This window comes from Pseudomonas sp. ICMP 10191 (assembly GCF_001467335.1).
Lineage (GTDB): Bacteria > Pseudomonadota > Gammaproteobacteria > Pseudomonadales > Pseudomonadaceae > Aquipseudomonas > Aquipseudomonas cerasi.
In genome coordinates, this window is sequence record NZ_LKGW01000035.1 from 39,783 (window position 1) to 51,903 (window position 12,121).

A 12,121-nucleotide genomic window follows, 5' to 3' on the forward strand; every position below is an offset into this window, starting at 1 on the left:
GGAGCTGCCCGGTGCAGTGTTTCAGTCGTTGCTCTGGCTGGCGCGGAAACCGAAAAGCTCCCGGCGTTGCTTCTTGGTCGGCTTTCCGTCGGTGGTTACACCCAGGTTGCCGGCCTTGCGCTGAGCCGCCGCGTTCTCGCGTCTGGCGATGCTCTCGGGCGTCTCGTGATACAGCGTTTGAGCCTCCGGCGCGCCACGCCGAACGATGGATAATGCCTCGACCACCACCGTGCGGTCGTCGAAGCCCATGCGAATCTGAAACTCGTCACCGATACGCGGCTCCTTGCCGGGCTTGCAACGTTCGCCGCGACAGTGCACCTTGCCGCTTTCGATAGCCGCTTTGGCCAGCGCACGTGTTTTGAAAAAGCGCGCGGCCCAGAGCCATTTATCCAGGCGGACCTTATCGTCTTCTTCTGGCTTTTGCGCCATTTGAATTCCTCATCAATGTGACAGTCTGAACTTTACCAGGCCAGATAAACAAAGCGACGGCACACGCTCGCCCCCTTTTTCTGCGCCGCCATGAACATGAAGTAACCGATATGTACTTGTCAAAAACAGCTATTCATCTTTTTATTGCCCCACACCTAAATGGAGCGCGACGTGACCGATTTTCCAACTTCGTTGACCGCCCCTAGAAAAGGGTGTGCTGGATGCACTGGCAGTCCAGAGCTGGATTTCTCGTTTGACTACGCCTATCAGCCGATCGTGAACCTTCACGACCAGTCGATTTTCGCTCATGAGGCGCTGGTTCGCGGGCCTAATGGCGAGGGCGCAATGTCAGTCCTGAGTCAGGTCACCGACCAGAACCGCTATCGATTCGATCAAAGCTGTCGCACCACCGCCATTGCTGGTGCCGCGAAACTGGGCATGACCGAGCGTTTATCGATCAACTTCTTGCCCAACGCCGTGTATCGTCCCGAGCTGTGCATCCGCAGTACGCTGGAGGCCGCCAGGCAACACAACTTCCCTATCGAGCGTTTGATTTTCGAAACCATCGAAAGCGAGCATGTGAACAACAACGGTCATTTGAGCAACATTCTGCGCGAGTATCGCGAGTTCGGCTTCATGACCGCCATCGATGATTTCGGGGCCGGGTATTCCGGGCTGACGCTGCTCGCGGATTTCCAACCCGACCTGATAAAGCTCGACATGAACCTGATCCGCGACATTCACCGCAATCGCGCGCGTCAGTCCATTGTTCGTGGGGTTGTCACAATGTGTTCGGACTTGGGGATTAAGCTGATTGCCGAAGGTATAGAGCAGGTGGAGGAGCGGGACTTTCTCGCCGACTGCGGCATTTCCCTGATGCAGGGTTATCTGTTCGCAAAACCTGCATTCAAAGCCCTGGCCCGGATAAGTCCCGAGGCCTGGCAGAAGTCTTGAGAAGTACGGAATCACATTGAAGACATTCGATCATCTGACAGTCATCGGCCTGCGCGAGTGGGTGGCGCTCCCCGATCTGGGGGTGGCAGGCCTGCGGGCAAAAATCGATACCGGTGCGAGCACGTCGAGTCTGCATGCCACGGAAATCGAACCTTTTGAACGCGATGGCCAGAAATGGGTGCGCTTCAACGCGCATCTTGGCACGGTGGTGCAGTTGCGCCATCGTCGCTGCGAGGCGCAACTGGTTGCCATGAAAACCATTAAAAGCTCCAACGGTCAGGCGCAGGTGCGTTATGTCATTCGCACCACGCTGGCCCTGGGTGATCGTATCTGGCCGGTGGAATTCACACTGGCCTGCCGCAAGTCGATGCGTTATCGACTGCTGCTGGGTTCCAAGGCTCTGATCGACGGCCAGCTGGTGGTCAATCCGGGCATAACTTACGTACAAGACAAGCCGGTGTTCCCGGCCTCTACTTCCTCAGGTGTTGCATGAAGATCGCTGTGCTTTCGCGTAATCCGCGTCTGTATTCCACCCGTCGTCTGGTCGAAGCTGGCATCGAGCGTGGCCATGAGATGGTGGTGATCGACACCCTGCGCGCCTATATGAACATCGCCAGCCACAAGCCGCAGATCCACTACCGCGGCAAACCTCTGGAGGGCTTCGATGCGGTGATCCCGCGCATCGGTGCTTCGGTGACTTTCTATGGCTGTGCGGTGTTGCGTCAGTTTGAAATGATGGGCGTGTTTCCGCTCAATGAATCGGTCGCCATTGCCCGTTCGCGGGACAAGCTGCGCTCGTTGCAACTCCTGTCACGCCGGGGGATCGGCTTGCCGGTCACCGGTTTCGCTCACTCGCCCGACGACATTCCCGACCTGATCCAGATGGTCAATGGCGCGCCGCTGGTCATCAAGGTACTTGAAGGCACTCAGGGGATCGGCGTGGTGCTGTGCGAAACGGCCACGGCGGCCGAATCGGTGATCGAAGCCTTCATGGGCCTCAAGCAGGACATCATGGTTCAGGAGTACATCAAGGAAGCGGGCGGCGCCGACATTCGCTGCTTCGTGGTCGGTGACAAGGTCATTGCCTCGATGAAGCGTCAGGCCAAACCGGGCGAGTTTCGCTCCAACCTGCACCGCGGTGGCAGCGCCAGCCTGATCAAGATCACGCCTGAAGAGCGCATGACCGCGTTGCGTGCAGCCAAGGTCATGGGACTGAGCGTGGCGGGTGTGGATATCCTGCGTTCCAATCACGGCCCTCTGGTGATGGAGGTCAACTCCTCGCCTGGCCTGGAAGGCATTGAAGTGACCACCAGCAAGGACGTGGCCGGGATGATCATCGAGTACCTCGAGAAAAACAGCGGCCCGCACATGACCCGTACCAAAGGTAAGGGCTGACGGGTCCCGCACCCGTTCAGATTGCTCGGGCCGGCGTTCTGTCTGCGGACAGACTGGCCTGGGCTCTCAGCTACCGTACATCAGGTAAATAGACCTGGTAGTCGAGTCCGGGTCTTTGCATCGCGTCTTTGTACCCGTATCCCCCTGTTCAGCTTAAGGCGACGTAATAGCCAGCTTCGCGCCGAATAGCCATCCTCCCGCGTGACATAAATCAACACATTTCTCCCGTATTTGTATGCCGATCATGCATGAGGTAGTCGTTTACGGCATTAGACGTATACGCGCGCCATGGGAATAGTTGCGACTTTTTTCGCCTGCTACAGAGCTGGGATGCTCGTCTGCGGTGACCTTCTCGGGACATTTCCAAAGGGAGCTTCTGCCCCGAAACTGCTTTGAAAAAGCAGCTCGGCGCATTGGTTTTGGACGTGCCCAAGCCACTTTGAACAAGGGTAATAATATGAAGAAGGCAAAGCTGAGTCTGGCCTGGCAGATTCTGATCGGACTGGTACTGGGTATCGCTGTGGGGGCGTTACTCAATCATTTCAGCGCAGAAAAGGCCTGGTGGATCACCAACATCCTGCAGCCCGCAGGCGATATCTTCATTCGTCTGATCAAGATGATCGTTATCCCTATCGTTGTTGCCTCGCTGATCGTCGGCATCGCGGGTGTGGGCGATGCCAAGAAGTTGGGGCGTATCGGTCTCAAGACCATCCTCTATTTCGAAGTCGTCACCACTATCGCGATTCTGGTGGGCCTGGTGCTGGCCAACGTGTTCCATCCGGGCACCGGCATCGACATGAGCACCCTGGGCACCGTTGATATCTCCAAGTATCAGCAGACTACGGCCGAGGTTCAGCACGATCACGCATTTATCGCGACCATTCTCAACCTGATCCCGTCCAACATCTTCGCCGCCATGGCGCGTGGCGAGATGCTGCCGATCATCTTCTTCTCAGTGCTGTTCGGTTTGGGGCTTTCCAGCCTGCAGGCCGAGGTCCGTGAGCCGCTGGTGAAACTGTTTCAGGGTGTCTCGGAAACCATGTTCAAGGTCACTCACATGATCATGAACTACGCGCCGATCGGCGTGTTTGCCCTGATTGCGGTGACTGTCGCCAACTTCGGCTTCGCCTCCCTGTTGCCGCTCGCCAAGCTGGTGATTCTGGTTTATGTGGCCATCGCCTTCTTCGCCTTTGTGGTGCTGGGGTTGATCGCTCGTGCATTCGGTTTTTCGGTCATCAAGCTGATGCGCATCTTCAAGGACGAGCTGATTCTGTCCTACTCCACCGCCAGCTCCGAAACCGTGCTGCCACGCGTGATCCAGAAGATGGAAGCGTATGGCGCGCCGAAGGCGATCTGCAGCTTCGTGGTGCCTACGGGCTACTCGTTCAACCTCGACGGCTCGACGCTCTATCAGAGCATCGCAGCGATCTTCATCGCTCAGTTGTACGGCATCGACCTGTCGATTGGCGCGCAATTGATGCTGGTACTGACCCTGATGGTCACCTCTAAAGGCATCGCGGGTGTACCGGGCGTTTCCTTCGTCGTGCTGCTGGCGACCCTGGGCAGTGCCGGTATTCCACTGGAAGGCCTGGCATTCATCGCCGGTGTCGACCGCATCATGGACATGGCGCGTACCGCCTTGAACGTGATCGGCAATGCGCTGGCAGTGCTGGTCATTTCGCGCTGGGAAGGCATGTACGACGATGCCAAGGGCGAACGCTACTGGGAATCCCTGCCGCACTGGCGCAGCAAAGAGCCTGTACCGATGGGCCAGCCGACAGCGGACTGATCTTCGCCAATGTACTGACAAACCCCGGACCTCCGGGGTTTGTTGTTTTCAGGTCGCCGGTTAGACTGCCTGCCTTACCTGAGGATTGACCATGACCGACGACATTGATAATGACGAAGAAGACTTTGCTGCCTCGACCCTGATCGAAGCCATCGAAAACCAGATCGAAGCCGGTAATCCGCCTGCAGCCAGAGCGGTCTTCAACATGCTGACCCTGGTGAACTATGAGCGTGAGGATATTCTGGAGATGATGGCCCACGTGCTGGCTATCGAGATCGATGCCTTGCTGGAGCAGGACCGTCCGTTCGACACTCAATGGTATGAAGCAGCGCTGCGCGCCCTGCCCGACCTGCCGCCGGAAAAGTAATCCTGCGGTCCGAGCATGCCAGCAAGATATATGCTGCAAACACTTCAGACGCTGACTACACTGCAAATGCCCCGCTGCCGCTTGATCCTCCGGGGCCACACGCCAAACCGGCTTTAACGGTCATCCAGAACCGACGAGCGCAGATCGGACACGTCGATTCCAGAGCACACCCACCAGCCGGTGAGGTCGTACTACTACAAAAAGTCTGGAGTACCTATGTCGTATACCCCTGAGTTGGTTGCCGAACTGGAAATCCTTGCACTGTTCAATCTGGGAAACACCCAGGAAGGCCTCAAAGTCCACCATGTAGCGGCACCCACGGCCGTCGCAGCAGCACAAAGACTCTTCGATAAAGGGCTGACGACCCAGGTCGATGGCGGTTATCTGACCAGCCTCGGGCTCGAGGCCGCCCAGCATGCCCAATCATTGCTGACCATCCTCAACGTCTCTAAACAAGCTGCCTGACAGGCGCAGGGCCTGCGCACAAAAAAGCGTGGCAGGCCCTTCACTTATTCGAGCGCCAGTCGATACAGGACGTTGGCGCCAGAATAACCATCCGACCGGATCCGCTTCCCTCGGCTGCAAACCTTCTCCGCCATCTTTCTCGGTAATTCCACGCCTGCACAGGCCAGATGCCTTGAGTTGCGATGACGCGTAATCCTGAAATTCGCCCCGACCTGGATGAGGGCATCGACCGCAAGGTTCTCAGCCAGCTGCGTAACCGTTTCCTGTCGCTCAACGACGGGCGATACGCGCGTGCGCTGGAAGGTATGTCGACTCGCCAGCAGAGCGTTCTGACCCTGCTGCCGCTGTTCTTTCACGTCAATCATCCGCTGTTGCCCGGTTATGTTTCCGGCAGCACGCCTGCTGGCGTTTCGCATTACGAGCCGGACACGCTGGCCCTGGCCGAGGCGCAGCGGCTGACACGCTCCTTTTCCTACAAGGCCCGGCACGGCAACCCGCCCCAGCCGATTCATGGCCTGTTTCTGATGGGCAGCCTCGGCACACTGGCTCAGGCTGAACAAAGCGATATGGATGTCTGGGTCTGCCACGACAGCGAGCTGGACCCGGAGGCTATCGCCGAACTGCGCAAGAAATGCCAGGCACTTGAAGCCTGGGCTGCGACGATGGGCGCAGAGGCGCATTTTTTTCTGATCGACCCACAGCGTTTCAAGAGTGGCGAGCGCGATTCGCAGCTCAGCTCGGACGATTGCGGGACTACTCAGCATTACCTGTTGCTCGACGAGTTTTATCGCACGGCGATCTGGCTCGCCGGGCGCACCCCGATGTGGTGGCTGGTGCCGGTCTATGAGGAGCAGAATTACGAGGATTACACCCATACCCTGCTGAGCAAGCGCTTCATCCGCGCCAGCGAGGTGCTCGATCTCGGTCCGATGTCGCACATTCCTCCGGCCGAGTTCATCGGTGCCGGATTGTGGCAGTTGTTCAAAGGCATCGAGTCGCCCTACAAGTCTGTGCTCAAGCTGCTGTTGATCGAGGTCTATTCCAGCGAGCATCCTCGCGTGCAGTGCCTGAGCCTGCGTTTCAAGCAAGCGGTGTTCGCCAATCAACTGGACCCGGATGAGCTGGACCCTTACGTGGTCGTGTACCGGCGTATCGAGGAGCACCTGCAGGCACGCAACGAGCCGGAACGCCTGGAGTTGGTGCGGCGCAGCCTGTACCTGAAGGTCAACAAGAAGCTCACCGGGTCGACCCGCCTGCGCAACGTCGGTTGGCAGCGTCAACTGCTGGAACGCCTGACGACGGAGTGGGGTTGGGACGAGCGACAACTGGCGCTGCTCGACAGCCGCAGCCAGTGGAAAGTCCGCCAGGTGGCCGGCGAGCGCCGCGCACTGGTCAACGAGTTGAATTACAGCTACCGCTTTCAGAGCCGATTCGCCAAAACGCAAAGCACTGCCGATGCGCTCAACGCCCGCGACCTGACTATTCTGGGGCGGCGCCTTTATGCGGCTTTTGAGCGCAAGGCGGGCAAGGTCGAGTTCATCAACCCGGGCATCGCCCCTGACCTTGCCGAAGATACGCTGACGCTGGTGCATTCCCCCGACAAGCGCGAGCCCGGCAAGCATCAGTGGGCCTTGTTCAACGGCAATCTGGGCATTCATGAGTGGCCGAATTTCTCACCCATCAAACGCAGCCGTGAATTGCTTGACCTGCTGACCTGGTGCCATCGCAATACCGTGATCGACAGCACCACCCGCGTGGCATTGCACCCGGGCGCCAGTGACCTGAGCGAGTTCGAGCTGTTCAACCTGATGGGCGCCTTGCAGCAGAGCATTCAACTGCCTCTGCCCGAGGTCAGCGATGAGGCGTTGCTGATGCCCAGCACGCCCAGTGAGATCCTGCTGTTGATCAATGTCGGCGTCGATCCGCTCAGGCATCACCGCGACCTGAATATTCTGATGACCACCGAGCGCACCGACTCGCTCAGTTATGCGGGTGTCCGGGAAAATCTGGTGCTGACGCTGGACCAGATCACCCTCAATACCTGGAACGAAACCCTGGTCAGCCGCTACGACGGCCCGCACGCCCTGCTCGACTGCATGAGCGAACTGCTCGGCAGCCTGCCGCAGAGTGGTAAGCAGCCGCAGATTCACGTGCGCTGCTTCTGCCACAACCGCGCGCCCGCGATTGCCCAGCGTGTTGAAGAACTGATCGGCACGGCGCGTTTGTTACTGGAGAGGCGGCTCAATCACCGTTACCTGATTCAGGTGCAGCAGCAGTATCACGTGCTGGAGATGAAGCCGGGTCAGATCGGACATGTGGTGGTCAACAGCCTGCCGGGTCTGTTCAAGTACCTGGGTGAGGAACTGTCGTCCTACAGCCCGTTGCACTTGGACCCGCAGGCACTCGATGATCACGATCTGTCCCTGATCCTGCCGCTGGGTCAGCCTGAGTGCATTCAGGTGTTCTACCGGGTCAACGAGCCGGATGCTGACCTGTATGTACTCGACGAACACAATTCGCTCTGGCACCAGCGTCTGCCGTATCACGATGAACAAAGCCTGCTGGTGCCGCTGCAGCGCTTTCTGAACGCGCTGGTTTATCGCCGCGGCGCTTCATTGCCGCTGGATGATCCGTCCGCGCCGGTTACGCTGGAAACCCTTTACTATCAGATGCTGCCCTCCGGTGCTGGGCCTGCACGACGTGTCGAACATCGACTGGTGCCGATTGCAGTGGACAAGGCGTTTTACGACGTGCAGGCAATCATCGAAGAAACCTCGCCAGGGCAACTGAACGCCACCCTGTACTGCGACAACAGCGAGTTTTCAGAACTGGAATACGGCGATCGACTGTACGCCGCCGTCGCGCAGCAAATCCTCGGCAAACGCCTGGAGCCCCAGCGCTATCGCTGTTACATCACCGACCTGGACCTGTCCGGTCTGCTGGACGGCAAGCACGGGCAAAGCATTCTCTTCCTGCGCCACAAGGCCGAACTGGAAAAGCTGCTGAACGAGGCGATGGATCAGGCCTGACGTACGCTTGTCCTTCCGCGCGCGCCTATCGTTCCGCACGCTCTGCGTCCGCATCCTGGATGCGGACGCACTCTGCGGATGCGGCGCCTTCGATTACTCGTACTCGCCCGCCGCTTCCGGCTGATACTCCACTGCCAGCAAGGTCAGTTTCAGGGTCTTGCCGCCCGGTGCAGGCCAGTCGATGTGTTGGCCGATTTGCAGGCCCAGCAGCGCCGAGCCCATTGGCGCCAGGACCGAGACGGTGCCGTCCGCGCCCGCATCCTGTGGATAAACCAGCTTGAGGTGGTAGTCCTTGCCGCTGACTTCTTCGCGGCAATGCACACGCGAATTCATGGTCACAACGCCCGCAGGCACTTCATCGTGGCCAACCACCTGGTCGGCGCGGTCCAGTTCGGCCTGCAACGCCTGGATACCCGGCGTGTCTTCGTCCTGGCTGGCGATAAAGCTCTCAAGACGCTGTACATCGAGTCGGGTGAGGATGATCGAAGGTGCTGTGGTCATGGTCTGGGCAGACTCCTTTATTCTCCCTGATAAAACAAAACCCCACCAATTGGCGGGGTTTGACGAGCCTCCTGATCTGCAGAGGCATGGCCTGACACTAACACAGCGCAATAAATACACAACCCGACGCGGTTTCAGCCTGCGGCCTGATCAACCTCGGCGCGGGCTCGACGCTGATCGGCCTCATGGCGAATCTGGCGGCGGCGGTCGTCATCGGCCGAGCGCCATTCGCGGATGTCTTCGACATGACGGAAGCACCCCAGGCAAACCTTCTGCTCATCGAGCCGACACAGGCTGATACACGGAGAGGCTACTGCCGGGCTGACGTTGCTGAAAAGCGGCTTGGGCGGTCGAACGGGGGACTGGCTCACGATCAGATCTCGTCGAAATCCAGTTCGACGCCGGCTTGCTCAAGGGTGATGCGCGCAAGCATTTCGCTGAGCAGCTCATCACTGGTGTCGCATGCCCAACGGCTGTTCTCTTCGTCATAATCGAAATGAAAGCCGCCGGAGCGGGCTGCCAGCCACAGCTGACGAAGCGGCTCCTGACGACTGAAGATCAGTTGCGAGCCGTTTTCGAACTTGACGGTGAGGACGCCGGCCGAGTTTTCCAGATCGACATCCAGGCCGCTCTCGTCGAAAACATCTTCCAGCACCTGCTGCGTCGCATCGACGAGGTCGTGAAAACGGGCTTCGGTCAAACTCATTGCGGGAACCTCGATAAGTGTCTGCAAATAGCGCAGAGGGGCAAGATACGGACGCAGGCAGGCAAATGCAAAGCTTACTCATCATTGGCAACACACGATCGTATTAATCCGATCAACCACCGCTCTGCTGCGGCTTTCACGCCAAAGGCCCGCCAGACGGGACGCCGCTCGCATAGGCAAGGTGCCGGGTGGTCGGTATACTCGGGCGCAATTAATGCTTTTACAAAGGATTTCGCCATGAAGCGCCTGATCTCTTCGCTTGCTGCGCTTGTCGCGGTCGCTTGTCTTGTTACAGCCTGTGGCCAGAAAGGCCCGCTGTATCTGCCGGATGACACCAAGACCCCGGACGAACAAGCCAAATCGCAATCGCACAAGCACCTTTAAGGGACTCCAATGGACGCCTTCAACTACCGCGACGGTGAGCTGTTCGCGGAAGGGGTAGCATTGTCTGCCATTGCCGAGCGCTTCGGCACGCCGACCTATGTCTACTCGCGCGCTCACATCGAAGCGCAGTACCGTGCCTACGCCGACGCGCTGAGCGGCATGCCGCACATGGTCTGCTTCGCCGTCAAAGCCAACTCCAACCTGGGCGTGCTCAATGTCCTGGCGCGCCTCGGCGCCGGTTTCGACATCGTCTCGCGTGGCGAGCTGGAGCGTGTGCTGGCGGCAGGTGGCAAAGCCGAAAAGATCGTCTTTTCCGGTGTCGGCAAGACCCGCGAAGACATGCGTCGCGCCCTTGAAGTCGGCGTGCATTGCTTCAACGTCGAATCCACCGACGAGCTGGAGCGCCTGCAGGAAGTGGCCGCTGAACTCAACGTTCGTGCGCCGATATCGCTGCGGGTCAATCCGGACGTGGATGCGGGCACTCACCCTTACATCTCCACGGGCCTCAAGGAAAACAAGTTCGGCATCGCCATTGCAGCGGCTGAAGACGTGTACATTCGCGCTTCGCAACTGCCGAACCTCGAAGTGATCGGGGTCGACTGCCATATCGGCTCGCAACTGACCACGCTCGAACCGTTCATCGATGCACTGGATCGTCTGCTGGACCTGGTTGATCGTCTGGGCGACTGCGGCATTCATCTGCACCACATCGATCTGGGTGGCGGCCTTGGCGTACGTTATCGCGACGAAGAACCTCCGCTGGCGGCCGACTACATCAAGGCCGTGCGTGAGCGACTGGCCGGTCGCGACCTGGGGCTGCTGTTCGAGCCGGGACGCTTCATCGTCGCCAACGCGGGCGCGCTGCTGACTCGTGTCGAATACCTCAAGCACACCGAACACAAGGATTTTGCCATCGTCGATGCGGCGATGAACGATCTGATCCGGCCTGCCCTGTATCAGGCCTGGATGGATGTCACGGCGGTGCGTCCGCGTGACAGCGAACCTCGTGCGTACGACATCGTCGGGCCGATCTGCGAGACCGGCGATTTCCTCGCCAAGGGTCGCGAGCTGGCGCTGGCCGAGGGCGATCTGCTGGCCGTTCATTCAGCCGGCGCCTATGGCTTCGTCATGAGCTCGAACTACAACACCCGTGGCCGTGCCGCTGAGGTGCTGGTCGACGGTTCCCAGGCTTTTGAAGTGCGTCGTCGCGAAACCGTGGCCGAGCTGTTCGCTGGCGAAAGCCTGCTGCCGGAGTAATCCCCATGCTGCTGCGTTTTACCAAGATGCACGGGCTGGGTAACGACTTCATGGTCCTTGACCTTGTGAGTCAGCACGCGCATATCTTGCCCAAGCACGCCAAACAATGGGGCGACCGCCACACCGGTATCGGTTTCGATCAGCTTTTGCTGGTCGAGGCGCCGAACAACCCGGATGTGGACTTTCGCTATCGAATCTTCAATTCCGACGGCTCCGAAGTCGAACAATGCGGCAACGGCGCGCGCTGCTTTGCCCGTTTTGTACTCGACAAGCGTCTGACGGCCAAGAAGCAGATCCGCGTCGAGACCAAGAGCGGCATCATCGAACTGGATATCCGCAGCGACGGGCAGATCAGCGTCGACATGGGACCGCCAAGGTTTGTCCCCGAAGAGATACCTTTCGAAGCAGCGGAGCAGGCCACCTGTTACACCGTTGACGTCGACGGACAGAGTATCGAAATGGCGGCTGTGTCCATGGGCAATCCGCATGCCGTGCTGCGGGTCGATGACATCAATAACGCACCGGTGCATGAGCTGGGGCCGAAGATCGAGCATCACCCGCGCTTTCCGGCCCGGGTCAACGTCGGCTTTCTCCACGTTGTAGACCGTCAGCGGGCGCAATTGCGTGTCTGGGAACGCGGCGCCGGGGAAACCCAGGCGTGTGGAACCGGTGCCTGTGCGGCGGCTGTCGCTGCCATCAGTCAGGGCTGGATGGATTCGCCACTGCTGATCGACCTGCCCGGAGGGCGCCTGTCCATCGAATGGGCTGGGCCGGGACATTCTGTCATGATGACCGGCCCCGCAGTCAGGGTTTATGAAGGCCAAGTTCGTCTTTGAGTGAGTAAG

14 protein-coding genes are annotated in these 12,121 nt (G+C 59.1%); 10 read left to right on the forward strand and 4 right to left on the reverse strand.

Going from position 1 to position 12,121, the window contains the following annotated elements; genetic code table 11:
• Positions 1-21: 21 nt before the first annotated feature.
• Positions 22-429, reverse strand: coding sequence for an RNA-binding S4 domain-containing protein (locus AO388_RS04290; RefSeq protein WP_044310511.1), 408 nt, complete (start codon positions 427-429; stop codon positions 22-24).
• 171 nt (positions 430-600) lie between these two features.
• Between AO388_RS04290 and rimA the strand changes: the two genes are divergently transcribed.
• The 7 genes from rimA to AO388_RS04325 all read left to right on the forward strand — a co-directional run bounded on the left by rimA (position 601) and on the right by AO388_RS04325 (position 8,428).
• Positions 601-1,383, forward strand: coding sequence for a S6 modification regulatory phosphodiesterase RimA (gene rimA / locus AO388_RS04295; protein WP_003367569.1), 783 nt, complete (start codon positions 601-603; stop codon positions 1,381-1,383).
• 16 nt (positions 1,384-1,399) lie between these two features.
• Positions 1,400-1,876, forward strand: a complete 477-nt coding sequence (gene rimB / locus AO388_RS04300; protein ID WP_003367567.1) for a retropepsin-like aspartic endopeptidase RimB — start codon at positions 1,400-1,402, stop codon at positions 1,874-1,876.
• A complete protein-coding gene (gene rimK, locus AO388_RS04305; protein WP_003318100.1) occupies positions 1,873-2,778 on the forward strand; it encodes a 30S ribosomal protein S6--L-glutamate ligase in 906 nt (301 codons plus the stop codon). Before rimB ends, rimK begins: the two co-directional genes overlap by 4 nt.
• Positions 2,779-3,235: 457 nt before the next feature.
• Positions 3,236-4,567 carry a glutamate/aspartate:proton symporter GltP gene (gltP, locus tag AO388_RS04310; RefSeq protein WP_003367565.1) on the forward strand — a complete coding sequence of 444 codons (1,332 nt, stop codon included), beginning with the start codon at positions 3,236-3,238 and terminating at the stop codon, positions 4,565-4,567.
• Between the two features lie 91 nt (positions 4,568-4,658).
• Positions 4,659-4,934 carry a hypothetical protein gene (locus tag AO388_RS04315; RefSeq protein WP_003344493.1) on the forward strand — a complete coding sequence of 92 codons (276 nt, stop codon included), beginning with the start codon at positions 4,659-4,661 and terminating at the stop codon, positions 4,932-4,934.
• Between the two features lie 216 nt (positions 4,935-5,150).
• Entirely contained in the window at positions 5,151-5,399 is a 249-nt protein-coding gene (locus AO388_RS04320; RefSeq protein WP_003367562.1) for a TIGR02647 family protein, read from the forward strand.
• A 182-nt stretch (positions 5,400-5,581) separates the two neighbouring features.
• Positions 5,582-8,428, forward strand: a complete 2,847-nt coding sequence (locus AO388_RS04325; protein ID WP_058416108.1) for a class I adenylate cyclase — start codon at positions 5,582-5,584, stop codon at positions 8,426-8,428.
• 93 nt (positions 8,429-8,521) lie between these two features.
• Here AO388_RS04325 and rnk read toward each other — a convergent pair whose 3' ends face one another.
• The 3 genes from rnk to cyaY form a co-directional block, all read right to left on the reverse strand.
• On the reverse strand, positions 8,522-8,929 hold the full coding sequence (rnk, locus tag AO388_RS04330) for a nucleoside diphosphate kinase regulator (RefSeq protein ID WP_003367560.1): 408 nt from the start codon (positions 8,927-8,929) through the stop codon (positions 8,522-8,524).
• 134 nt (positions 8,930-9,063) lie between these two features.
• On the reverse strand, positions 9,064-9,300 hold the full coding sequence (locus tag AO388_RS04335) for a DUF1289 domain-containing protein (protein ID WP_003318094.1): 237 nt from the start codon (positions 9,298-9,300) through the stop codon (positions 9,064-9,066).
• Between the two features lie 2 nt (positions 9,301-9,302).
• The gene (cyaY, locus tag AO388_RS04340; protein WP_002555818.1) at positions 9,303-9,635 is read right to left on the reverse strand and encodes an iron donor protein CyaY; all 333 of its coding nucleotides are present in this window, start codon (positions 9,633-9,635) and stop codon (positions 9,303-9,305) included.
• A 237-nt stretch (positions 9,636-9,872) separates the two neighbouring features.
• Here cyaY and lptM point away from each other — a divergent pair, with 237 nt between their 5' ends.
• Genes lptM through dapF form a run of 3 tightly spaced genes read left to right on the forward strand, consistent with a single transcriptional unit; the run spans position 9,873 to position 12,112 of the window.
• The gene (gene lptM / locus AO388_RS26755; RefSeq protein ID WP_002555817.1) at positions 9,873-10,019 is read left to right on the forward strand and encodes an LPS translocon maturation chaperone LptM; all 147 of its coding nucleotides are present in this window, start codon (positions 9,873-9,875) and stop codon (positions 10,017-10,019) included.
• 9 nt (positions 10,020-10,028) lie between these two features.
• Positions 10,029-11,276 (forward strand): diaminopimelate decarboxylase, encoded by a 1,248-nt coding sequence (lysA, locus tag AO388_RS04345; RefSeq protein WP_003425829.1) that lies wholly within the window; start codon positions 10,029-10,031, stop codon positions 11,274-11,276.
• A 5-nt stretch (positions 11,277-11,281) separates the two neighbouring features.
• A complete protein-coding gene (gene dapF / locus AO388_RS04350; RefSeq protein WP_044310515.1) occupies positions 11,282-12,112 on the forward strand; it encodes a diaminopimelate epimerase in 831 nt (276 codons plus the stop codon).
• The last annotated feature ends 9 nt before the right edge of the window (positions 12,113-12,121 follow it).

Excerpts from the sequence above, each read along its gene's own strand:
- rimK (WP_003318100.1), top strand. The coding sequence starts at position 1,873 with ATGAAGATCGCTGTGCTTTCGCGTAATCCGCGTCTGTATTCCACCCGT.
- AO388_RS04325 (WP_058416108.1), top strand. The coding sequence starts at position 5,582 with ATGACGCGTAATCCTGAAATTCGCCCCGACCTGGATGAGGGCATCGAC.
- rnk (WP_003367560.1), bottom strand. The coding sequence starts at position 8,929 with ATGACCACAGCACCTTCGATCATCCTCACCCGACTCGATGTACAGCGT.
- dapF (WP_044310515.1), top strand. The coding sequence starts at position 11,282 with ATGCTGCTGCGTTTTACCAAGATGCACGGGCTGGGTAACGACTTCATG.
- AO388_RS04315 (WP_003344493.1), top strand. The coding sequence starts at position 4,659 with ATGACCGACGACATTGATAATGACGAAGAAGACTTTGCTGCCTCGACC.
- lysA (WP_003425829.1), top strand. The coding sequence starts at position 10,029 with ATGGACGCCTTCAACTACCGCGACGGTGAGCTGTTCGCGGAAGGGGTA.
- gltP (WP_003367565.1), top strand. The coding sequence starts at position 3,236 with ATGAAGAAGGCAAAGCTGAGTCTGGCCTGGCAGATTCTGATCGGACTG.
- AO388_RS04320 (WP_003367562.1), top strand. The coding sequence starts at position 5,151 with ATGTCGTATACCCCTGAGTTGGTTGCCGAACTGGAAATCCTTGCACTG.
- AO388_RS04290 (WP_044310511.1), bottom strand. The coding sequence starts at position 429 with ATGGCGCAAAAGCCAGAAGAAGACGATAAGGTCCGCCTGGATAAATGG.
- lptM (WP_002555817.1), top strand. The coding sequence starts at position 9,873 with ATGAAGCGCCTGATCTCTTCGCTTGCTGCGCTTGTCGCGGTCGCTTGT.
- cyaY (WP_002555818.1), bottom strand. The coding sequence starts at position 9,635 with ATGAGTTTGACCGAAGCCCGTTTTCACGACCTCGTCGATGCGACGCAG.